Source organism: Streptomyces sp. NPDC051219 (assembly GCF_040682335.1).
Lineage (GTDB): Bacteria > Actinomycetota > Actinomycetes > Streptomycetales > Streptomycetaceae > Streptomyces.
On record NZ_JBFBAS010000048.1, the window covers coordinates 1 to 21,178 of the forward strand.

At 69.0% G+C, this 21,178-nt stretch carries 23 protein-coding genes and 4 pseudogenes; 11 read left to right on the forward strand and 16 right to left on the reverse strand.

Going from position 1 to position 21,178, the window contains the following annotated elements:
• Nucleotides 1-438 precede the first annotated feature (438 nt).
• A pseudogene (locus AB0M62_RS31465) lies at nt 439-702 on the forward strand (helix-turn-helix domain-containing protein); the annotation flags it as partial.
• Nucleotides 703-921: 219 nt separating this feature from the next.
• Here the strand turns inward: AB0M62_RS31465 and AB0M62_RS31470 are convergent.
• Entirely contained in the window at nt 922-1,317 is a 396-nt protein-coding gene (locus tag AB0M62_RS31470; RefSeq protein ID WP_366077754.1) for a contact-dependent growth inhibition system immunity protein, read from the reverse strand.
• 258 nt (nt 1,318-1,575) lie between these two features.
• On the opposite strand from AB0M62_RS31470, the pseudogene AB0M62_RS31475 reads away from it, so the two are divergent.
• The 3 genes and pseudogenes from AB0M62_RS31475 to AB0M62_RS31485 all read left to right on the forward strand — a co-directional run.
• Nucleotides 1,576-2,662: pseudogene (locus AB0M62_RS31475) on the forward strand (MFS transporter); the annotation flags it as partial.
• A 1,043-nt stretch (nt 2,663-3,705) separates the two neighbouring features.
• Nucleotides 3,706-3,954 (forward strand): ribbon-helix-helix protein, CopG family, encoded by a 249-nt coding sequence (locus AB0M62_RS31480; protein ID WP_366077755.1) that lies wholly within the window; start codon nt 3,706-3,708, stop codon nt 3,952-3,954.
• A gap of 1 nt (nt 3,955) precedes the next feature.
• Nucleotides 3,956-4,327: a toxin Doc gene (locus tag AB0M62_RS31485; RefSeq protein ID WP_366077756.1), complete on the forward strand. Its 372-nt coding sequence runs from the start codon at nt 3,956-3,958 to the stop codon at nt 4,325-4,327.
• A gap of 93 nt (nt 4,328-4,420) precedes the next feature.
• Here the strand turns inward: AB0M62_RS31485 and AB0M62_RS31490 are convergent.
• Nucleotides 4,421-4,696, reverse strand: a pseudogene (locus tag AB0M62_RS31490) (HNH endonuclease); the annotation flags it as partial.
• Nucleotides 4,697-4,815: 119 nt separating this feature from the next.
• Here AB0M62_RS31490 and AB0M62_RS31495 point away from each other — a divergent pair.
• On the forward strand, nt 4,816-5,379 hold the full coding sequence (locus tag AB0M62_RS31495) for an SUKH-4 family immunity protein (RefSeq protein ID WP_366077757.1): 564 nt from the start codon (nt 4,816-4,818) through the stop codon (nt 5,377-5,379).
• Nucleotides 5,380-5,514: 135 nt separating this feature from the next.
• Here AB0M62_RS31495 and AB0M62_RS31500 read toward each other — a convergent pair.
• The 7 genes and pseudogenes from AB0M62_RS31500 to AB0M62_RS31530 form a co-directional block, all read right to left on the reverse strand.
• A pseudogene (locus AB0M62_RS31500) lies at nt 5,515-6,021 on the reverse strand (helix-turn-helix domain-containing protein); the annotation flags it as partial.
• 503 nt (nt 6,022-6,524) lie between these two features.
• A complete protein-coding gene (locus AB0M62_RS31505) occupies nt 6,525-7,352 on the reverse strand; it encodes a DUF4253 domain-containing protein (protein WP_366077759.1) in 828 nt (275 codons plus the stop codon).
• Between the two features lie 24 nt (nt 7,353-7,376).
• On the reverse strand, nt 7,377-7,565 hold the full coding sequence (locus AB0M62_RS31510) for a hypothetical protein (protein WP_366077760.1): 189 nt from the start codon (nt 7,563-7,565) through the stop codon (nt 7,377-7,379).
• 277 nt (nt 7,566-7,842) lie between these two features.
• Entirely contained in the window at nt 7,843-8,268 is a 426-nt protein-coding gene (locus AB0M62_RS31515; RefSeq protein WP_366077761.1) for a hypothetical protein, read from the reverse strand.
• Nucleotides 8,202-8,528, reverse strand: a complete 327-nt coding sequence (locus AB0M62_RS31520) for a hypothetical protein (protein WP_366077762.1) — start codon at nt 8,526-8,528, stop codon at nt 8,202-8,204. Before AB0M62_RS31520 ends, AB0M62_RS31515 begins: the two co-directional genes overlap by 67 nt.
• A gap of 185 nt (nt 8,529-8,713) precedes the next feature.
• Entirely contained in the window at nt 8,714-9,427 is a 714-nt protein-coding gene (locus AB0M62_RS31525) for a hypothetical protein (protein WP_366077763.1), read from the reverse strand.
• Nucleotides 9,428-9,812: 385 nt separating this feature from the next.
• Nucleotides 9,813-10,112, reverse strand: coding sequence for a hypothetical protein (locus AB0M62_RS31530; protein WP_366077764.1), 300 nt, complete (start codon nt 10,110-10,112; stop codon nt 9,813-9,815).
• Nucleotides 10,113-10,554: 442 nt separating this feature from the next.
• On the opposite strand from AB0M62_RS31530, the gene AB0M62_RS31535 reads away from it, so the two are divergent.
• Nucleotides 10,555-10,704, forward strand: a complete 150-nt coding sequence (locus tag AB0M62_RS31535) for a hypothetical protein (protein WP_366077765.1) — start codon at nt 10,555-10,557, stop codon at nt 10,702-10,704.
• A gap of 385 nt (nt 10,705-11,089) precedes the next feature.
• Here AB0M62_RS31535 and AB0M62_RS31540 read toward each other — a convergent pair whose 3' ends face one another.
• Nucleotides 11,090-11,263: a hypothetical protein gene (locus AB0M62_RS31540; RefSeq protein ID WP_366077766.1), complete on the reverse strand. Its 174-nt coding sequence runs from the start codon at nt 11,261-11,263 to the stop codon at nt 11,090-11,092.
• A 48-nt stretch (nt 11,264-11,311) separates the two neighbouring features.
• Here AB0M62_RS31540 and AB0M62_RS31545 point away from each other — a divergent pair, with 48 nt between their 5' ends.
• Nucleotides 11,312-12,802: a hypothetical protein gene (locus tag AB0M62_RS31545; RefSeq protein WP_366077767.1), complete on the forward strand. Its 1,491-nt coding sequence runs from the start codon at nt 11,312-11,314 to the stop codon at nt 12,800-12,802.
• Nucleotides 12,803-12,943: 141 nt separating this feature from the next.
• Here AB0M62_RS31545 and AB0M62_RS31550 read toward each other — a convergent pair whose 3' ends face one another.
• The 3 genes from AB0M62_RS31550 to AB0M62_RS31560 form a co-directional block, all read right to left on the reverse strand.
• Nucleotides 12,944-13,393, reverse strand: coding sequence for a subtilase-type protease inhibitor (locus tag AB0M62_RS31550; RefSeq protein WP_366077769.1), 450 nt, complete (start codon nt 13,391-13,393; stop codon nt 12,944-12,946).
• A 537-nt stretch (nt 13,394-13,930) separates the two neighbouring features.
• Nucleotides 13,931-15,073 carry a recombinase family protein gene (locus AB0M62_RS31555; RefSeq protein WP_366077770.1) on the reverse strand — a complete coding sequence of 381 codons (1,143 nt, stop codon included), beginning with the start codon at nt 15,071-15,073 and terminating at the stop codon, nt 13,931-13,933.
• 184 nt (nt 15,074-15,257) lie between these two features.
• The gene (locus AB0M62_RS31560; protein ID WP_366077772.1) at nt 15,258-16,760 is read right to left on the reverse strand and encodes a SulP family inorganic anion transporter; all 1,503 of its coding nucleotides are present in this window, start codon (nt 16,758-16,760) and stop codon (nt 15,258-15,260) included.
• A gap of 406 nt (nt 16,761-17,166) precedes the next feature.
• On the opposite strand from AB0M62_RS31560, the gene AB0M62_RS31565 reads away from it, so the two are divergent.
• The 4 genes from AB0M62_RS31565 (at nt 17,167) to AB0M62_RS31580 (ending at nt 19,732) form a co-directional block, all read left to right on the forward strand.
• Nucleotides 17,167-17,577, forward strand: coding sequence for a MerR family transcriptional regulator (locus tag AB0M62_RS31565; RefSeq protein ID WP_366077773.1), 411 nt, complete (start codon nt 17,167-17,169; stop codon nt 17,575-17,577).
• A gap of 6 nt (nt 17,578-17,583) precedes the next feature.
• Nucleotides 17,584-17,769 (forward strand): hypothetical protein, encoded by a 186-nt coding sequence (locus AB0M62_RS31570; protein ID WP_366077774.1) that lies wholly within the window; start codon nt 17,584-17,586, stop codon nt 17,767-17,769.
• A 176-nt stretch (nt 17,770-17,945) separates the two neighbouring features.
• Nucleotides 17,946-19,265: a Na+/H+ antiporter NhaA gene (nhaA, locus tag AB0M62_RS31575; protein ID WP_366077775.1), complete on the forward strand. Its 1,320-nt coding sequence runs from the start codon at nt 17,946-17,948 to the stop codon at nt 19,263-19,265.
• On the forward strand, nt 19,265-19,732 hold the full coding sequence (locus tag AB0M62_RS31580) for a PGPGW domain-containing protein (RefSeq protein WP_366077776.1): 468 nt from the start codon (nt 19,265-19,267) through the stop codon (nt 19,730-19,732). Before nhaA ends, AB0M62_RS31580 begins: the two co-directional genes overlap by 1 nt.
• Nucleotides 19,733-19,814: 82 nt before the next feature.
• On the opposite strand, the gene AB0M62_RS31585 is transcribed toward AB0M62_RS31580, so the two are convergent.
• The 3 genes from AB0M62_RS31585 to AB0M62_RS31595 form a co-directional block, all read right to left on the reverse strand.
• Nucleotides 19,815-20,321 carry a DUF4158 domain-containing protein gene (locus AB0M62_RS31585; protein ID WP_366077777.1) on the reverse strand — a complete coding sequence of 169 codons (507 nt, stop codon included), beginning with the start codon at nt 20,319-20,321 and terminating at the stop codon, nt 19,815-19,817.
• Nucleotides 20,315-20,473 (reverse strand): hypothetical protein, encoded by a 159-nt coding sequence (locus AB0M62_RS31590; RefSeq protein WP_366077778.1) that lies wholly within the window; start codon nt 20,471-20,473, stop codon nt 20,315-20,317. The genes AB0M62_RS31585 and AB0M62_RS31590 overlap by 7 nt, the downstream gene beginning before the upstream one ends.
• A gap of 98 nt (nt 20,474-20,571) precedes the next feature.
• Nucleotides 20,572-21,006 carry a VOC family protein gene (locus AB0M62_RS31595; protein WP_366077788.1) on the reverse strand — a complete coding sequence of 145 codons (435 nt, stop codon included), beginning with the start codon at nt 21,004-21,006 and terminating at the stop codon, nt 20,572-20,574.
• Between the last annotated feature and the right edge of the window lie 172 nt (nt 21,007-21,178).

A 21,178-nucleotide genomic window follows, 5' to 3' on the forward strand; every position in this document is an offset into this window, starting at 1 on the left:
CGCAGAATCCAACTCAGACCCCACCTCATCGACGGCTGCCTCACCGCCACCGGCCTGGCTTTCAACCCACCGACCCCACCCTGAAATCCTCAGTAGAGGCCGGCGCGGGGCCGGGTACTTGCAGCCGCGTCCCGGCCGAGTGCCTTGTGGCCGCCGCCGTAGGGGGTGTTGTCGAGCCTTTTGATGTCCACGTGGACCAGCTCGCCGGGCCCCGCGCGACGCAGCCCTTGTGCTGTCTGCAGTAAATCCGAAGGCCGGCTCCCGGACGCGGGAGCGTGCCCAAGGATTGCAGGCGCACTCTATTGCGGCGGTATCGGGGTGTCCGGGCTCTCGGCAACGGGTGAAACGAGGGCCACGGACGGCGGATGAAAAGTGAGCCACTCTGCGATCTTTTGATCATCCTGACTTCACTGGTTCTGAAGTCGGGAGGAAGAGAGGGTGATCCACGTGGAGGACTGGGCTGAGATCCGCCGGATGCACCGGATGGAGGGGCTGTCGGCTCGGGCGGTGGCCCGTCAGCTGGGGATCTCCAGGAACACCGTGCTGCGGGCGCTGGGCTCGGACCGTCCGCCGCGGTATCGGCGGGCGCCGAAGGGCTCGGCGGTGGACGCGGTGGAGCCGGCCGTGCGGGAGCTGCTGAAACAGACCCCGACGATGCCGGTCACGGTGATCGCGGAGCGGATCGGCTGGGAGCGGGGGCTGACGAGCCACGTGCCAGCATGGAGCGCCAGTTGAGAGTGAAATCCTCTCGATGCAACTCGGCTGCAGCCAAGGCGGCGCAGCTCCTGCCCGTAGCCTCCGTTGATCATGCCGAGGTGGGTGTCCAAGTGCACAGTGCGTCCCGGCCCGCGCTCGCTCCTGCGAGACGTGCCGTAGATACGCCGGCCTTCCCTTCCATGGGGAACGTCCTGCGTCGGTGCTCTATGGAGCCAGGAAGCGCTCAACCCTCCGTTGCAGGTCAGGGGGCAGGCCAGTCAACTTCGAGACGATCACGCGGAGCGCTCGGCCGAGTTCGGAAAACTCGGCCCAGACCGATGGGTTCCTGGTGAGGACCGCGGACAGTAGATCGCCTTCGTACATGTCCCCCTCTGCCATCGGGTTCTCCCGCAGCACCTCCAGTGCCAGTGGCAGGAGGTAGGGCAGGCCTATGTCCTGCCCGATCAACAAGCGCATGTCCTCGACGGTCAGCTCGCCGATCGGCCGACGCCGCAAGGCGTGTGCAGTAGCAACAAGACGGGTGTCGTCGGCTGACGGAGGTGGCCAGCAGGCGCGTTCAAGCTCTTCAAGAGAGCGGTCACGATTCAAGGGGCGCGTCACCGATGGATTGTCCTACGACCAGATCTCAAACGCGGTCTGAGCACCAGCCGTTTCTACTTCTGGCCGACATTCCAGAGCCTCTCAGGCCAGACCTGCTGCCAGCACTCGCCGACATTCGTTCCTAGCCTCGCGCTTTCGTGAGTGTGCTCGTCCATACCTTGATCAAAAAGCGGAGTGCTTCTGACCTGCAACGACGGCCATCTCAGGGAGTTCTACGACCAGTTGGCCCCACACAGGCAGGAGCCCGTAGCCTTGGCGGCCCTGCTGGGCGCGGGCCGTGCCCTGTCCAGCGGACCGGCCGAAGCCTGGTACGTCGACACCGTCCACGCGAAAGCCGGCCCCGGCGCCGAACTGCGCACCGGCCTGGCCCGCGGCTCCTCCGCGACATCCGCCGCGCTCACCACGGGCACCCTGCTCGGCGGCGCCCTTCCCTGGCTGCTCGGACTCGCCCCGACCTCGGCGCCCGACTGACCGAAGCCACCTCCGAGCTGGTGCTGCCCCTTTCCGTCCCGCTGCTGCTGGGCGCAGCGGTCGAGATCGCCTTCGTGCTGTACGTCTCGCTCTGCCCGAGCCGCCCCGGCCGGCAGCCACCCTGCGCGACGCATTCCGAGGCATCCCGGCCACCGTCGTGGACGGACTGCGGCTGGGGGGCCGCGACGCGCTGGTCCGCCGGGTGCTCCTCAGCGCAGGGGCCGCCGGCAGCGCCCTGGCCGCGATCGAACTGCTCACACCGGGACGTGCCGCAGCCCTCACCGGCGCATCGGAGTCGGGCGCCGTGCTCTTCGCCGCACTCGCCTGCGCCGGATTCATCTGCGCGGGTATCGGCAGCCACCTCGCACCGCTGACCGCCCGGCTTGCGGGCAGCGGCGAGCGTGCGGTCATGGTGAGCCTCGGCACGAGCGCGAGCGGCCTGCTTCTGCTCGGCGCCACCGCAGCATTCACAGGCGTGGGCTCCATGGTCCTCGCGGCCATCGGCTACGGACTGGTCTACCTCGGGCTCGGCGCGGCGGGACCGAGCGAGAACGACCTCGTGCACCGCCGGGTCGCAAGTTCGGGCCGGGCCACCACGCTGTCCGTCCAGTCTCTCGCCCTGCAACTCGTGGCAGCTCTCACCGGCTTGATCATTGGTGTCCTTCCGGCAGGCCCGCTGCCCTGGCTGCTGGGAGGCACCACGCTGCTGGCAGGAGCTCTCCTGTGGATTCACCGCCGCGGCCCCACACCCCAGGTCCTGGCGGCAACGCCTCAGCCACACACCGTGTCGTCTTCCCCGAGCACCGCCAGCTCCGACCTCCATCAGCCAAATGCCGGCCAGCAAACCGAAGTTCGAACAAGCGCACGAGCGTGACCGCCAAAGCGCCGCACGTGCTCGCGAACCCACGACTCGTTCGGACGCCTTTCCGGCAAGTCACGCGCCCGAGCTCCAGGCTCTCCGCCCTCCCGCTTGATCGCTGCGCAGGGCCTGTCCCCATAGGCGTGGGCGAACTTGATGCAGAGCTGCGTCCCATGCTTGAACTTCCGGTCCAGCCTCCACCCAACCTCCGAGAACTTACGCACCCCGGCCGTTTCCGGCTTCGCTGCCTTCCAGCCCGTGACGTCGTAGTGGCCGCCCGATGGGGAAACCTCCACCCTGCTCACGGCGCTGCCCGCCCACGCGGAGCCTACGCCGGGCCCGTCGCCGAGCGTGCCGACGGCGCACGGGAGTAGCGCATTCCGACGCCGGAAAAGATTGAGGCGATCGGGGAGATTGACTCACCTCCGCTCGCCCGGAGAGGACAACCTCGAGCGGGCGGGTGTCCGGGTCGTCGTCAGCTCAAGCCAAAAGCCTCCTGGTCGGGGCTGGCGAGTTGATGGCCTCTCCGTCTTCGTTGACGGCGGGAGCCCCGGCACGGCGCGGCTGCCATTCCACGCGGGGAGTGGTTGGGCGCGGTCGCATTGCCGCGTCGTGCCGGGAGGTGGAACCCGCCCCCGTACCTGAGCCGCAGTATGGGCGTTGAGCCCGGCGTCAGGCTAGGGGCGGCCACACCCCCCGATGCCAGTGATCATGGACCGAGTCGGACCGGGCGCGCACCGCATCTACGGCCGCCGCGTAGGTCGCTTGCGCTTGAGCCAGACCCACGTGATGAGTGGCCTGCGCAGATTTCAGCGCCGCTCGCACTTGCCATCGGCCGATGAGCCGGCTGGAGGGAATACCCACGACCGCCACTGAAGCGGCGGCGAGCGCCCCAATCCCCTGCAAGTCCATCGAGGGGAGATTCTGCCGACAGCCTGGGCCGAGAGACAGCGAAACCCACGTTTCCCGTCCAGCCAGGATGGCGCGGCCCTCGACCCGGCAAGGCGATCGGGGGGACTTCTGCACCTGTGCTGTACGTCTTGCTGTACTGTCGGGGTATGTCGAAGCCAGTGACTATCCGGGTCGATGACGCGCTGCACGCGCTGCTCAAAGAGCGCGCCGAAGCCGAGGGCACCACGGTCACCGCGCTCATCACTCGAGCCGCGCACGACGCCGTCCGCGATCCGCGCCTCGAAGGCGCCGCCGAAGTCTTCCGGAACTTCGTCAGCGACCACGCCGACGCGTTCGACCAGGCGTTCCCCGAGGACGCACCCACTCGACTGGACGCCCCAGGACGGGCCGCCTGACGTGGAGCTCTACGTCGACATCCGCTGGCTGCTTGAGCGCCAGGCGGAGGTGCTGCCCAAGCATCCGTCCATCCACGACTTCTCCGGCCTGGTCGCCGCGATCGGCCGGCACCGCGTCAACACGCCGCAGATCGGCGCGACCGTCGACAACGCATGGCGCGCCGCGACCCTGATGCATACCGTCATCCGGCTAAAGCCGCTGCCTGCCCGCAACGCACTGTTCGGCGCGGGTCTGGTTCTCGCCTACATGGCGGCCGCCGGCGAACGCATCGACGCCCCCTACGGTGCCCTGGTCGACCTCGCCCGCGACGTCGACAACGGCCAAAGCGACGCCTATGACGCTGCCGACCGCATCCGCTCCTGGCGCATTTGACCACCTGGGCGGCATCGTTCCCGGCCAGGCCGCGCCCTCGAGACGTCCACTGGCCGGTTCAGCGCTGGTGACCTGCTTCAGCGGGTGACGGTCCTACGGCGCAGTTGAGTAGTTGACGATCGTCTCCTCGCAGGGACCGTCGGCGTAGACCTTGAGCGCCTCGAGCTCGGATTCGTCGACGCTGAGCTGCCACCGGAGCCAGGTCGCGATCCATTCGGAGACGCACCGGCAGTGCTGGTCGCCAGCCGGGGGCATCCACTCGGCCGGGTCCTGGTTCGCCTTGCTCCGGTAGGCGCGCGCCGTCACGGCGACCAGCGACGTGCTGGCGCCCTGGTCGTTGGCGTACGCCTCGCACCGCGCCGCCGTCCAGAGGCCGCCGGCCCCAGCTGGCGGGGAGCGTCATTCCAACCGTGCGATATTCCGAGGCCCTGGCACGGTGCTCGGCCCCTCGTTTAGGCGATAGCGTGCGCTCCTGGAGAGGGAGGGCTGTGCTGTTCTACGAGGGTCTCGCGCACGGCGATCTTGTTGATTGGGCTGGTGAGGGAGGCGTGACACGGGCCGATCTTCGGACAGTGGTTGCCTGGCGTATCCCGGAAGCGGACAAGGCTGCAATCGTCGACATCGGAATTCCCATCAGCGACGACGTCCCCATCACGCGAGTGTGTCTACAGACGGAAGCGGAGCCGACGCTATGGACCGCTGACGGACGACTGCTCTACCTGCTGGCGGAAAGATCGCTCCAGGGCGCTAACAGCGTCGTGACTTGGTCATGGGCCGTGGAACCGGGGACCGGAGTCGTGTATTACGTGATGCCGGACGGTGAGGCATGGTTCGCCAACTCCTCCGTCGTTCTGTGGGTGCAATGCCTGCACCACTACGGGCTGCGCGTCGACACCTGTGACCTGCTGCTCAACGCGGAGTTCCACGAGGAGGACGCCGTCCTTGCCGAACTCGAGGAACTGGCGGCGGAACTGAAGGAGTGCGACCCGCCCTCATTCGCTGGTTACACAGGGTTCATCTGGCCGGAGTTCCTCGCCCGCTGGCTCTGGTAGCGAGGGCCTTCATCACCGTTCCCGCTGGGCGAGGTGTCTGCGAGCCTGGAGGTAGGCGGTCCAGTCGGTGGATGCGCGGCGGCGCCACTGTTCGGCGGTGATGACGTGAAGGCCAAGCAGCGGCGCCAGGACGGCGACCGCACCCTCGGGCGGGTTGAAGTACAGGCCGACGACGTCGTAGACCTTCTCCACGAAGAGGGGGTCCGTCGACAGCTTGAAGGTGTCCGTCAGGTGCGGCTTGAGCTGGAACTTTCGCCAGATCCGGCCGACGGTGGACTTGGACAGGCCGCTGTGCTCCGCCATCGACTTCCGCGACCAGTGGGTGGCGTTCTTCGGGATCTTTTCCAGCGTCGTGACCACGACCGCCTCCACTTGGTCAACGCTGATGGTGGGCGGCCGGCCCGGCCGGGGCTCGTCGACCAGGCCGTCCATCCGCTCCGCCAAAAACCGGCGCCGCCACTTGCGGACCGTGTCGGCGGCCACCCGCAACTCGCGGGCGACCACAACGATCGGAGGGAGATCCGGGCCGGCGCACGCCAGCACGATCCGCGCACGCAGGGCTAGCGCCTGGGCCGACGACGCCCGTCGCGTCCACCGCTCCAACACCGCTCGCTCGTCATCAGACAGCAGCAACGGTTCCAGCTTCGGGCCCCGACGAGGAACTGGCGCACCAGCAGCAGAAGTCACGCAACTACTAACGATCAACTACTGGGCGCAGGACACTAGTGGTCGACCCCAAGCGAGGAGCCCTGTGCTCGGTCACGGACTATGAGGACTTCTCCCACCGGGAGCGAGCCGACCAGGTCGTTGGGGCCCTGCCTGGTGGGGGGTGGCGGGCCCATTGGACGGATGAGGGCCCTGGGGGAAGGCCACTGACCGAGCAGGTCCTCGCGTGGCTGATCACATCCCAGGGGCGGGCCACGGCCATCACGGTCGATTCCCATGGGCATGTTGACGACGCCGACAGCAGAACGCTCCTCGAAGAAACCCCGCCGACGGACGCCGAGCGCTGGTACTGGTGCGCTTCGGCGGAGACGAGCGGGCCGTGCGCACGGCGGCGGATGACGTGATGGCCCGGTACACACTTCGGTACGACAATGCCCCGGCGGATTTCCCCACCGGGGCATCGCTCTTTCACGTGCCGGTCAGTCCCACCAGAACGACCAGGCGTCCGAGCGGGCCTGCCCATTGCCGATGACCTCCAGGTCTCGGCGGTCGGGGCAGTACGCGTATTGCTCGATCGCCACCCGGGCGGTCTCCAGCAGGTCGCGCGGTGGCCGCGCCACCCACAGACGGAGATTGCTGCCGTCGAGGTAGATCAGCTCCGCGCCGAAGCGCTCGAACCACGTGTGCAGGAACGCAACGTGATCGGAGTCGAGGATGGGCCTGCCCTCCGGGCCGTGGAACCAGTTGGGTGCTCCCGGGAAGCCGGGCAGCAGCCGGGGCACCGAGTACCCCTGCTCCGTCTCCACCAGGTTCAGCCAGAGCGTCTCGGTCCAGTAGAGGGACCGCTCGTCCCTGTCCTCGAGCCGCAGTGTTCCGCCGGGCTCCGGTGTGAACCCGTCTCGCAGGCGGGCGGCGAGCCGCTCTGGAACGAATTCCGTGTGCCATTCGGCAGCTTCCTCCTCACCGGCCCCGTCGAGGTGGTCCAGCAGGGCCGCCTCGACGATCTCTGCGACGATCTCCCGCGGCGCCGTTTCGGCACGGCCGTCGTACTCGTCGCCGTCAGCGATTTGACCGCCCACGAGGGCCGAGGGAGGCAGTTCGGACAGGACGGGATGGAAGCCGGTCTGCTCACGCAGCCCGAGCCACAGGCGCCAGGCATCCTCGGCATCTCGGAGGGGCACCTCCAAGCCGAGGATCCGCTTCCCGGAGCGGGACAGCACGTCCTCACCTGTGCTCTCCCGGTCGCTGAGGCCCGCGCCCCGCAGGGTCGCAGCCAGCTGCCTCAGATCCATCCGTCTGCCGTTCATCGTCTTCTCCTCCCTGGCCCGCCGTCAGTGACGGAGCGTCTGGGTGAACTTGTAACCGTCACCGATGACGCGGATCGTGGTGAGTCCAAGTGGCTTTTGCTGCGAGTTCACGGCCTGCTTCACGGCGTGCCGTGCCGTCTTCTCGTCGGCGTTCTCCAGTGTGACGATCACTGCGTCCGCGCCTTGCCTGTCGGCACTCTGGATCTCCCTCATGATGGTCTGGTACTTCTTCGTGTCCTGGTACTTGACTCGGTGCGGACGCCGTCCACCCAGGCGTCGAACGAGCCGACGGCACCCGGCGCGTACTCTCCGCGTTTGGCGCCACGGGCGACGACATAGTGTCCCTCCTCCGCGAGCATCCACGCCGTCTCGAATTACTCGCTGAACTCCAGTGGCGGATTCCTCTCCTTTGTGTTGTTTCTCGTGTCTGAGAGCCAGGACTCGTCGATGCGGCTCAGGATGTCCTTGATCTGATCATCCATCCCCTTCGTCAGCTTGAACCCGAAGAAATCGACGCCGCTCTCCTGGGTGTAGTTGTTCCAGGCACAGGCCGCCTTCTCGCCGGCTGCCGCCCTGCAGGCCGCCTTGTTGGTGTCGCGCAGCCGGTCCATGGCGTCACCGATCTTGAACTTCTCGAAGTACCAGATCTGGTCGAATCGCCTCTGCTGCTGCCGCTTACGCAGCCCCGGTTGGTGCGTGTCTTGACCTGCCACGCGTCCTCCTGGGCGTACGTCTTGCTCTTCTCGTCGGCGTCGCCCTTGTTGACCGAGTCGCCGAACTGCCAGCCGTCGGAAGTCAGCTCGCAGTTGTAGGACATGCAGTCGTCGGGCCGGTAACCGGACGGGTCAGTCAGGCTGACCGGGTTGTTGTTGGCGTACGTGTACCCATGCGTCTGTTGCGGATCGGCAAGGTCCATGACCGGGTCGACCGAAACGAAACGACCGATTGACGGGTCGTACTCACGGATTCCCGGGGGGTCAGGCCGGTGTCGGCGTCCTTGGTGCCGCCGACGAAGCCCTTGTCGCCGACCCAGGCGGAAGGCTGCGCGCCGCGCGGGTCGCCGTAGATTGCGCTCTTGCGGCGGGTGACGACCTGGGCGGCGTCGGCGGAGATTTGCGTGGTGCCGGTGCCGTGGTGGTCGTTGAGCAGGAAGGTGAGCTTGCCGGCCGACCGCAAGGCGACGGCCTTACCCGTCACGCTGTAGTAGCGGGTCCCCGTGACGGTGGTGCCGGCCTTGTCGAGCTTGAGCTCGGTGCCACCGGGGAGGTAAAGGGTGGTGCCGGTGGAGTCCTTGCGCAGAAGGCGCTGGCCCTCCGTGTCGTAGATGTACGAGCTGGTCGCCGTCCCCTGGGTGACGGCCTTCAGGTGGCCCTCGTCGTCCCAGTCCAGCGTCTGCTGGGCCGCGGCGCCAATCTTGCGTGTCTTGTGTTGCCGAGCTCGTCGTAGGTGAACACCTCGTCGCGTGGGTCGGTGCCGGTCTGGGTGACCTTGGGCAGGTCGTGCTTGCCCGCGGTCGAAGCGGCGTAGGTGCGGACGGTGTCGGCGGCCGGGCCCGAGGCGGTCTGGTGCTTCGTCTCGGTCTTGCGGTTGCCGACCGCGTCGTACGTGTACGAGGTCCAGTACGCGTCCTGGCCTCCCACCACGGAGGCCGAAGGCGCCGAAGCGCACGCCTCACCCGTGTTGGTCCATGCCTCGGTGATGCGGCGCAGCTCATCCAGTGTGAAGCACTGGATGTCCGTCGTCCGGCCGGCGTCCTGGCCGTAGGGGGTGACGATGGACGTGATGTTACCGGCTGGGTCGTAACCGTACGTGACGTCCTCGATCCGCTGCGGCGCGACCTCGCGGTCGGTGTAGCTGCGGTGGATCGCACCGGTGTGCTCGTCGTATTCGTTGCTGACCCAGACGTGCTGGGCGAACGCGCCGAACTCCTGACGAATGTTGCGGCCGTAGTGGTCGTACATGTTCGCCGAGATGATCGGGTCGGTGCCGGCGCCTACGGTGTTGGGCAGACCGGAGACTGGGGTGTAGGTGTTGGTTCCTTGGTCGTGCTGGTGTCGTAACCGCGTCAGTACCAAGGGGCCCGTTCTCTCATGCCCGCGACCGCACCCGAACCTCCGTCCAGATGATCACCCTCTGCCCGCTCGAACGAGATCCGGTTTGCCACAACGTACTCAGCGAGATGGTCCCCAGACTCCCACCCATGTTCAGCCTCGGCGCCGACACCCGATGCAAGCAGAGGACAGCTCGTCACTCACGTTACGCACACCGCGCAGCGGCTAACCTCCGCTCACGCGGAGAGGACGGCTGGTGCGTCCCCAAGCGGCGCAGTGAGCCTGCATGAGGGCTCTGCGGCGGTGGGCGCGAGCAGAACAGGACCATCCCCGCGTGCGCGGAGAGCCTCTACGAACCGGCGACGGTTCTCCTCGGGCGTGAGCCGGTACCGGTCGGCTTCCGGGTTCTTCACGCGTCGCCTCCTCGCACCTCGCGGAGGCGACGCGCGTACTGGCGGCGGACCTCGGCCACCGCGCCCGCGTCGCCGGCGTCGAGGGCCTCGCGCTCGCGCTGGCATGCGTTCCGCTGCTGCCGCCAGGTGGCAATGGCCGAAGCGTTCCGCTCGCCCTCCGGTCGCTGCTCTTCCTGGGCGATACGCGCGATGTAGGCGCCCACAACCGCGTTGATGGCCTCGACGGCGGCCTCGTAGGCCACGGCCCCTTCTGATGACCACTCGTACGGGTTCAGAGACCCGCTGATCGGTTCCATTACGTCAGTCCCCCTGTTGGCCAGTCATCCGGCATCAACGTAGCGGAGCGGCTGTGTCCTTGATCAGTGGTCGCATGGCGCCTGGTGAGCACTCGGGCGACTGCGCAGCCGCCCGCCATTGCCACGATGCCGATGGCTGCATACCGGAGCTGTCGATTCATGGTGCGGTCGGTCTCCTGTCCTGGGGCGGAGCGTTGCGCGAGCTGGACGGTTGCTACGGAGCACGTGGGGTGCGTCCGCCATCTGCCGAAGCCTGTGCAGCATGGTGGCAGTCGTCCACCGCGTCGTGACTGCCGCCGAGTTTCAGGCTTCGGTAGGTGCCGCGTTTCGCTGACCACAGCCCGTTCCATGCGGTGTACGGGACCATGGCGTCGTCCCATCGGCATCCATCCAGCCACTGCATGACAGCGGCACTCTGCGCTGCCGGCGCGAGGGGGAAACCGTGGTGGCGGCGGAGCTCGCGCTCGATGCAGCCGCGGTCGAAGCCGACGTTGTAGGCGAGGCAGCGGCGGCCGTGAAAACACTGGTGATCAGCGGCAGGAGGCCGGTGAAGGTTTGCGCCTGGCGTACCTGCGCGTCGGTGATGCCGTGAACTGCAAAGGCGGCTTCCTCGATGGGCGCACGGGGGTTGAGCAGTTCTCGGCCCGCGCAGCCTCCGCGGCGGCGCGGGCCCGTTCGGCGGCGGCGGCGACTGCCTCGGCGGCTGAGGCGCGGGTGTCCTGTTCGTCCCGCACGGCGCGGGCCGCGGCCATCAGCCATACCAGCTCGGCCGCCTGGTGCTGCTCGGCCTTGGTGGTGGCTTCCTCGGCGGCGGCGTCGGCTTCCTCGCGGTCCGCTTCGACGTTCTCGAAGGCACGGCGGGCGCGGATCGCCTCGCTTTCGGCGGCTGAGATCTTCTCGGCGGCCTCGGCTTGGACGGTCTCGATCTGGGCGGCGGCCGCCTCGGGGTCGCCGAGCGTGGCCAGATGCGCGGTCAGCTAATGGAACTGCTTGGCGAGTTGGGCGGCGGTGGCCTGTACCTGGGGGAGAAGGTCCCGGGTCTTGAGCTCACTCCTGGTGACGGGGCGGCCGAGGTCGTGGGCGACCTGCTCGCCGGCGGCCGCGGACGCCGGGCAGGTGTTTACCGATCCCGTGCACAAGTCGGTGAACACGCAACGTCAAGTCCAGGCACAGGATGTGACGGACCGGAAGGGAACGGCATGAGCAACGGCGGCGGGGCGTGGGGCGACACGGAGAACGTGCCGAGCGCCCTCGACGTGCTGGCGGAGCGCGACGAACCGGCGCCGCACCCCCGGTCAGCCGGCAACGTGCCGGACGCCCTCGAAGGAATGGAGGAGCTCGACGCGTCGGCGCCGTACTCCTCCTGGGCGGCCGGGCCGGTGCCGGACGCCCTCGCCGATCCACTGCCGGAGCTCCCCGGCCCGGGGCGGGTGGTCACCCCATCGGGGCGGACGCTCGCCGCGGCCACGGCCCGGCGGGTCCGGCTGGCCACCCCGGCCAACACCCGGCGCGGCCGCGAGTCGCGGGCCTCCCAATTCGTGGCCTGGTGCCGCGAGCACGGCCGGGTGCCCAGCGACCCGGGCACCGTGCCGGACTACGTCGCGTGGCTGGCCGACCGCGGCCACCAGGCGCAGACGCTGGAGACGTACGCCGGCACCCTCGTCCACTTCCTCGCCCTCAACGGCCCCCCGCTGGACGCCGAGGACCGCTCCTACATCTCCGCCGTCGTCAACCACCGGGCCGCCGAGACAGCCGCCGACCCGGACGGCGCAGGTGACGCCCTGCAGGCCAGCGAGTGCAGCCGGGAGGACCTGGTCGCGATGCTCGCCACCCTCGACCGCGCCACCGTGGCCGGCCGACGCGACGCGCTCGCCCTGACCCTGGCCTGGTACGTGCCCGGCCGCGCCTCCGAACCGGCCTCGCTAAACATCCGCGACGTGGTCGAGGGCGTCGCCGAGGTCGCCGACGAGACGACCGCGGAACTGCGCGAACTGCCCGCGCTCGTCATCACCCTGCGCCGCTCCAAGACCAACCCGCACGGCCGCACGGTCGACCGGGTGCGCATCGTCGCCCAGGACGACGAGACGTGCCCGCTGGCCGCCTGGCGCACCTGGCGGCAGGTGCTGGCCGCGGCCGGCGTCGACCGCGGGCCGCTGCTGCGACGGGTCAAGAACAACAGCCTGACCACGGCCGGGCGACCGCCGAGGGATCCCGAGCGGGCGGGCGGAATCTGTGACCGCACCATCCGCAACCTGATCCGGGACACCGCGGCGGCCGCCGGGCTGACCCGGGAACTCAGCCGCGAGGAACGGCGGCTTCTGTCGACGGCCGCCGAGGCGGACGAGCTCGCCGCCCTGGACCAGGCCCGGCGGGAGGCCTTCGCCGTTGAGCGCCGCCGGGCCCGCCGGCTGCTGCGGCACTCGATGCGCCGCTACAGCGGGCACAGCATGCGCCGCGGCCAGGTCCGCCACCTGCAACGGCTCGCCGTGCCCCGGCACATCATCGAAACCCACTGCCGCTACGTGCCCGGCTCCAAGGCCCTCGCCCGCTACCTCGACGACACCCTGCCCTGGCAGGACAACCCCACCGTGCTGATGCGCCGGGCCCGCCGGGCGCCGGGCCCGCCGGGCGGCGGCGTCCGGGCAACGGCCGCGGCCGGCATGACCGGCGCCACAGAAGGAGAGGGCTAGTGGAGACCGCAGCGGCAGGAAGGGGAGCGGCCTCGCTGTCGTAGGGAGGCCGCTGGCCGACAGGCCGAGCGGCCTCCTTGCCCGGGCGTCCTGGCGGGCGCTCGAGGAGGTGGCGGGGGGTGCGTAGCGCGGGCCCAGCTGTCAGAACGAGAAGACCGTGCCGCCGGCCATGGTGCCCACCATCTCGCACGGGTTGCCGTACGTGGCCGACCAGCGGACCCGCTTGCCCTGCCACACGCCGTCGCTGGTGACCGTCACCGGGTCCCAGATGCGCGTACAGCGGACGTTGCTCGGTCCCGCGGTCAGCTGGGTGAAATTGCCGACGACCGCGGTCAGCTCCGCGCACGCCGATTCGGGCAAGGGGTGAGTGCCGCTGGGCGTGGGGGCGCAGCTCAGAGTCACCGCTCGCTCGATCGTGGCCGTCGAGGCCTTCTCGCCCTTGGCGATCGTGAGCACGAGCGCCGAGGGGGCGTAGAGGGAGGCCGGCCTTATGGGCTCGGCGTGTGCGATGCCCGCTGTGGCCGTGCTGAGGAGCGCGAGGCCGGTCACGGTGGCGGCAGTGGCGCCGAGTGTGTTGCGGAGGTAACGCACGAGTTCTTCCCTTTCGAGTGTGGGTGCGATTGCAGACAGGAGTCTTGCTGGAGCGGAGGGTGATCGCACATCCGCCGCCGTTTTCCGGCCGCATCCGTTCCGGATGCCCTACCGACCGGTCGTTCGGGCAGCTCGGAGGGGGCTCGACCACCAACGAAGGGCGTCCAGAATGTGGACGCCCCATAGTTGGTTCAATTGCGTATGAGTCTCTGACCTGTGGAAACCCCGAAGTGGTTGTGCATTGGAGTGCTGGCCACGGGGCATCGGTCGACCGGAAACCCACGCCCCATGGGCCGCTCTGCCGCTGGGCAGCTCTTGCTCACCGCCGCCAGGATCTCCGGGGACCGCGCCCGCAAACGCCGAGGAGACCGCCCGCCAGGCCACCCGCGACGCCGAGCTGCGTGTGTCGGCCGCCGAGTCGTCCGCGGAGCGGGCCGCCGTCGAGCCGCCCGCCCGTGCCGTCGAGGACCAGGTGGAGGCGCGGCCGCCGTGCCGCCGCCAACTGCACCAGGCCCGCACGCTTCTAGTTTTGGGCCCTCATTTGAGGGCCGATTCATGGAACTCCCGCAGTTCAGATGGGGTAGCAGTCGCCCGGACTGTTACCGCGCCTCTGGCGGGAGTCGGCCTCGGGGAACATCGGTACAGCCGTTGGCGCTGAGATTGATCATGGTCTCTAGCTGCGGATCTCCGCGTTCGGGTGCGGCTGGGACTGGAGTCGTTCGCGGAGGTCGATCTCCTCGGCCGCGAGCGGGGTCCCGGGCCGACGGATGCGAACGGGCTTGGGCCGCAGCGGCAGGCCGTCGTCCGCCGCGGCTTCTTCGGCCTCGGCGAGCGCCCGGTAGAGCGAGGCGACCGAGGGGTTCTTGCCCGCGTTCTTCCCCGTCTTGATGGTGAGCTTCTTCGCGATCTCTGGGACGGGACGCCCTTGTTCTTCAGTGCGACGGCGAAGGTGAGCATGTCGTCGTCGATGACCTTCGGCCGTCCGCCGTGGTTGCCCTTGGCCGCCGCGGCAACTTGGCCCTCCAGGGTCTTCTCCCGGATGTAGTTGCGCTCGATCTGTCCCGCGACGGCGAGCACGGCGAAGAACATCGCGCCCATACCGTTGGGGTCGTAGATCCCGGTGAGCGGGCCGGTGAGGAGTTCGAGCTGGATACCGCCGGCCTGGAGCTCGGCGGACAGCGTCATCAGCTCGGCCGCGTTGCGCGCGAGCCGCTTCAGCTCGTGCACCGTGAAGATCACCGGCGTCTCGGGCGCCGCCTCCTTGAACTGGCGGGCCAGCGCGAGCGCAGCCTCCAGCTCCGGCCGCACCTTGATGCGGGTACTGATCTGCTCCTTGAAGACCTTGTGGCACTCCGCCCGGTAAAGGGCTTCGAGCTGGCTCGCCAGCTCCTGCCGGGCGGTCGACATGCGGGCGTACCCGATCCGCACCGGCCGCTCGGTGCGGGGTGCGGGTACGACGGCGAGCGCGGGGCCCTGCTTCCACGCGCGGCCGGGGAGCCGGTCCGCGGGGACGGGGATCTCCAGTTCCTCGCGGAGCGCGGGGACGAGGACGAAGCGCGGGGTGTGGTACTTCGCGGCGGTCTTCCCGCCCCGGGTGCGGCAGGCGCTGCCGGGCGCGTCACAGTTCGGGCAGTCGTGACGTTCTACTGCCAATGCGGCTTGATCGGGCGTGAGATCCATGCGGGGAGGCTCTCAGAAGCGCCTCGCACAACGTGCTGGTTTTGAGAGGGCTTTTGCGAGCGGCGACCTGCGGAAATGTGATCACTCCGAGGGCTCTCGCAGAACTCTCATAGATGTTCATTTGTGAGAACGGCGAAGGACCCCGACCACCGGTCGGGGTCCTTCGCCGTTCTCGGTGTTGCGGTCAGTGGCTGGTCAGTTCACCAGTGAGCTTGCCGTGGAGGTCGGCGCTGGGGTCGTTCAGGCCGATGATCTCGACCGTCTTGCCGCGCTGGGCGTACTTGGTCTCGATGGCGTCCAGGGCGGCGACCGAGGATGCGTCCCAGATGTGGGCGGCGGACAGGTCGATGACGACCTTGTCGGGGTCGCCTGCGTAGTCGAACTGGCCGACGAGGTCGTTGGAGGAGGCGAAGAACAGCTCACCGGTCACGGAGTAGACCACCGTGCTGCCGTCTGGGTCGGTGACCCCGGTGACGTTGGCGAGGTGGGCGACGCGCTTGGCGAAGATGACCATCGCGGTGACGGAGCCGACGACGACGCCGATGGCGAGGTTGTCGGTGGCGACCACGCAGATCACGGTGATGACCATGACGGCGATCTCGCCGGCGGGCATCCGCTTGAGGGTCTTGGGGGCGATGGAGTGCCAGTCGAAGGTCGCGAAGGACACCATCACCATCACGGCGACCAGGGCGGCCATGGGGATGTTGGAGACGACCGGGCCGAAGACGATGCACAGCACCATCAGGAACGCGCCCGCGAGGAACGTGGACAGGCGGGTACGGGCCCCGGACACCTTCACGTTGATCATCGTCTGGCCGATCATGGCGCAGCCGCCCATGCCGCCGAAGAACCCGGTGACGATGTTGGCGATGCCCTGGCCGATCGACTCGCGGGTCTTGGAGGAGTGGGTGTCGGTGATCTCGTCGACGAGCTTGGCCGTCATCAGCGACTCCATCAGGCCGACCAGCGCCATCGCGAACGCGTACGGGGCGATGGTGGCCAGGGTGTCCATCGTGAACGGCACGTCGGGAAGGCCCGGGACCGGCAGCGAGGACGGCAGGGCGCCCTTGTCACCCACGGTCGGCACTGCGATCGCGGCTGCGACGGTGATCACGGTCAGGATGACGATGGAGACCAGCGGGGCCGGGATCACCGTGGTGACCTTCGGGAAGAACACCATCAGCGCGAGGCCGCCGATGATCAGCGGATAGACGGCCCACGGCACGGCGGTCATCTCGGGGACCTGGGCCATGAAGATCAGGATGGCGAGGGCGTTGACGAAGCCGACCATCACCGAGCGCGGCACGAACCGCATCAGCTTCGCCACACCCAGCGCGCCGAGCGCGACCTGGAAGACGCCGGCCAGGATGACCGCGGCGACCAGGTAGCCGAACCCGTGCTCACGGTTCAGCGGCGCGATCACCAGCGCGACGGCGCCGGTGGCCGCCGAGATCATCGCCCGTCGGCCGCCGACGATGGAGATGACCACGGCCATGGTGAACGAGGCGAACAGTCCGACCGCCGGGTCGACACCGGCGATGATCGAGAACGAGATCGCCTCCGGAATCAGCGCGAGCGCGACGACCAGGCCGGCCAGCACCTCAGTGCGCCAGACCTTCGGATTGTTCAGCCAGTCCGGACGCAGGCCGCGCAGCCGCGCGGCGGGAGTCACAACGGAAGAAGACAAGAGAAGGGGAACCTGTCGTACTCGGGCACACCCCGCCGGCAGGCCGCAGGTGTGCGGGAGAACGCGGAGGAGCCGGGCCGGCGCCCCGCGGGCGGCCCGAAGATCAGACGGGCCGGAAGATCGGAAAGGTGGATGCGGCGGGCCTGCGCAGTACGTGGCCGGGCAGCTCGCATCCGAGGCGAAGCGTCACGGTGGGCAGGCGGCTGCGCTGGGCGTCATGGGCTCGCGCACGCTCTCTCCTGCAAGAATCGGATCTTCGCCGGGGGCGCCATCGGCCCCGGAACGGCAGTCGCGGGGCAGACGGGCCGCCCTCACCAACCACGACTCTACCCTAACGTTAGAGTAGAGATCGGTGGGGTCGTACAGGACGCGGCCCGCCGCAACGAGAAGGGCCGGGACCGCGGGCGTGGACGACAAGCACATGCAGATCGGCGAAGTCGCCGCGCGGACGGAGTTGTCCCTGCGCACCATCCGCCACTACGAGGAGACCGGCCTGGTCGCCCCCTCGGCGCGCTCACAGGGCGGCTTCCGCCTCTACACCGAGACCGACGTCGCCCGCCTCATGGTCATCCGCCGCATGAAGCCGCTCGGCTTCACCCTCGACCAGATGCGCGACCTCCTGGATGCCACCTACCGCCTCGACAACGAACCCGGCCTCGACACCGGCGAGCGCGAGGCCCTGCTGAAGCGCGTGCGCGAGTACGAGCAGGCCGCCACCGAGCAGGTCGACAAACTCCGCATCCAGCTGGCCCGCGCCGAGGACTTCGCCGAAACGCTCCGTACGCGCCTGCACCAGGCCGCACCCGCCGGGTCCTGACCCGCCGTGCCCCGCCGTGACCCGCCGCCCGCCCGCTGCCCGGCCTCGCCCCTGCTGGTGATGGGCGCGATCCTCACGATCGCGGGCGCTGTCCTCTATGCGATGCCCGCCAAGCGGCCCGAGCTGTACGCGGCCGCCGCACTCGTGCTCGGCGCCCTCGCTGCCTGGTGGTGCGCCTCCCGCCAGGGCTGATCACAACCTCACGCCGATGTGATCTTGCGGAGGCGTCCGGGGCAGACAGCCTGCCCATCCGGTGGATACGGTGTAAAGAACGCGTCAAGAGCTGGCGCGCGGTGTGCCGGGAAGTCTGGTCGGCGTCCTGGGGGCAGTGTGCCCTCTCGTCGCTGACATACCGGAGGCCCACTGCCATGGCCGGCACCCGCTCCCCCTTCCTCGGTCTGCTGCCCCTGCCCGAACGGCAGGCGGTCACCCGGGCCCTGCGCACCGAGACCGTCGGCGGCCTGGTCCTCCTCGGCGCAGCCGTCCTCGCGCTGGTCTGGGCCAACAGCCCGTGGAGTGCGGCCTACGCGTCCGTACGCGACTTCCACTTCGGGATACCGGCCCTGGGCCTGGACCTGTCGGTGGGGCACTGGACGGCGGACGGGCTGCTGGCCGTGTTCTTCCTGGTGGCCGGGATCGAGCTGAAACGCGAGCTGGTCGTCGGTGAACTGCGTACCCCGGCCACCGCGGCGCTGCCGGTCATCGCCGCGCTGTGCGGGATGGCCGTACCCGCAGCCCTCTACCTGGCCACCGTCACGGCGGTCGGCGGCAGCAGTGCGGGCTGGGCGGTCCCGATGGCCACCGACATCGCCTTCGCCCTCGCGGTCCTGGCGGTGCTGTCCACGCACCTGCCGGCCGCGCTGCGCGCCTTCCTCCTCACCCTCGCCGTCGTCGACGACCTCGGCGCGATCCTGATCATCGCGGTGTTCTTCACCTCCGACCTGAACCCGTGGGCCCTCGGCGGAGCCGTCGCGGGCCTGGTCCTCTTCTACCTGCTGCAGCGGCTGCGGGTGCGCGGATGGTGGTGGTACGTGCCTCTCGGGGTGGCGATCTGGGCGCTGATGTACAACGGCGGTGTCCACGCCACCGTCGCCGGCGTCGCCATGGGCCTGATCCTGCGCACCACCCGCGACAAGGGCGAGGACGTCTCGCCCGCCTCGCGGGTCTCGCACCTGGTCCATCCGTTCTCCGCGGGCGTCGCGGTGCCGCTGTTCGCGCTGTTCGCCGCCGGGGTGAGCATCTCCGGCCCCGCCCTGAGCGCGGTGTTCACCAGCCCCGAACCCCTCGGTGTGGTGATCGGCCTGGTCGTCGGCAAGACGGTGGGCATCTTCGCCGGAACCTACCTGGCCGCCCGCTTCACCCGAGCCCAGCTCAACCCCGACCTCGCCTGGGCCGACGTCCTTGGCCTGTCCGTACTGGCCGGGATCGGCTTCACCGTCGCCCTCCTGATCGGCGAACTCGCCTTCCCCGGCGGCCAGACCGGCGAGCACGTCAAGGCCGCCGTCCTCGTCGCCTCGCTGATCGCAGCGGTCCTTGCCGCGCTCCTGCTGCGGCGGCGCAACACCGTCTACCGGCGCCTGTACGAGGCGGAGAACCTCGACGCCGACAATGACGGCATCCCCGACATCTACCAGCACGACACGGCTGCCGAGGGCACCACTGCCCGTACAGACGGGATGCACAGCTGATGGCCGGCGGCGATGCCTCACTGCTGGCGCCCGTGATCGTCATCGCCGCCGTGGTGATCCGCACGGCCGTCACCGAGCTCCGGCATCCGGGCAGTGCCCGGCGGCAGTGGGCGTTCGCCACGAACCCGCGGGCCATGGCGGCCGGTGCGACGGTCGCCGCGGCCACGGTCTTGATCGGCGGTACCCGCTACGGCTGGGCGGCGGTGGCCTGGGCCCTGCTCAGCGGGGCACTCGCCGCCTTCGTCACCGGCAGCACCTCTTCGGCTGCCTCACCGCCCCCAGTGCCGGACAAGGAGCAGCCGATGTCGGAAAGACAGATCGGGAAGGTGATGGCCGCCATCGGCGCACCTCTCACCCTGGCCGGTGTGGCGATGTACTTCCTGCCCGGACCCGGCGTCCCTGTTCTCATGATCGGGCTGTCCCTGCTCGTCACCGGGCTCGTCATGGCCGCAGCCGGCCGCCGGTAACGCTCACCTCCCGCCCCGTCCCGACACCGACAGGAACCCACGACGATGATCTGGCAGTGGATCGGCTTGGCAGTCTTCTCTCTCACCCTGCTGCCCGCCGGACGTCAGCCGGGCAGGCCCAGGCCGTCCAGGGACGCCCCGGCGGCCCACTTGCTGCAGCCCCCGCCGAGGACAGCGGGAAGGGCGACCAGGAGGACGAGGCCAAGGAGGGCCCGCGCGGCGGGAAGGGGCGCGGCGGGAAGCGGCTGGCCGTGGAGGCAATCTGCCCGGGGGCCGGCGGCTCCAGCCGTTCTTTGCGGCACCGGGTCACCACCGCCTCCGCAAGCCGGTCGCGGGACAACTCCACTCCGCACAGCTCGACGGACAACCACTCGGCGAGCTGGGCCTGGTCCTCCTCGGTGCACTCGCGGAAGTCGAACACGGCCCGGATCTCCACCCCATGCCGCTTGATCGCCCGCCCCGCCCAGTCGTACGCGGCCCACTCCTCCGCCGCCACCTTCACCTGCTGAGCGACGTATGACACCGCCGACCCCGGGATCTCCGCAGCGTCCTCCGGGAACCTGGCCTCGACCTCGAAGTACTTCAACAACAACGCGAACCCCAGCCGGTTCGCCCCGACTTGTTCCGTAATCGCTCCTGGTCCTCTTCCAGTAGCGTCCAGACCTCGATCAGGTCCTCCGGCTCCCACTCCTGCCGCACCCCGGTCTCCTCCCGCGTGACGCGACCAAGGTGACGGACCATCACCACCAGGATGCGAGAAGCCCCGAACCCCTGACAGGTCGGGGGCGGTTCTTCGTCTTGGCCCATGGGGGCAGAACGAGGACACGTTCGTGGCCCCCTCAGTCGATGCAGAACTCGTTGCCCTCGATGTCCTGCATCGGGATGCACGACTCGTTGGTGCCATCGGCAAGCAGCGTTCGCACGTGTACCGCGCCGAGCGGGACCAGTCGTGCGCATTCGGCTTCAAGTGCGGCGAGGCGCTCTTCACCCACGAGTCCAGTGCCGACCCGCACGTCAAGATGCAGCCGGTTCTTGGCGGCATTGCCTTCGGGGACGCGCTGGAAGTACAGTCGCGGGCCCACACCTGAGGGATCACTGCAGGCGAACCATGAATCCCGCTGCTCAGGTGGCTGCGAGCGCTTGAAGTCGTCCCAAGTGGCAAACCCCTCCGGTGGCGGCGGTACGACGTACCCCAGCACCTCGCACCAGAAACGAGCGAGGCGCTCAGGTTCTGCGCAGTCGAAGGTGACTTGGAACTTCTTGATCGATGACATCGGTCCACCGTAGCGGCGCGTGCTGGTCACCGAGATCCCGGGGTTTCATCGCCGTGCGGTCGAGGTCTCGCGTGACATGAGTAGCGCCAACAGACCAGGTCGCCTGAGCCGACGAGCGAATCGGACCAGATCACCTGCGACAGGGGCCAATTAGCATGAGACGAGACAGTCG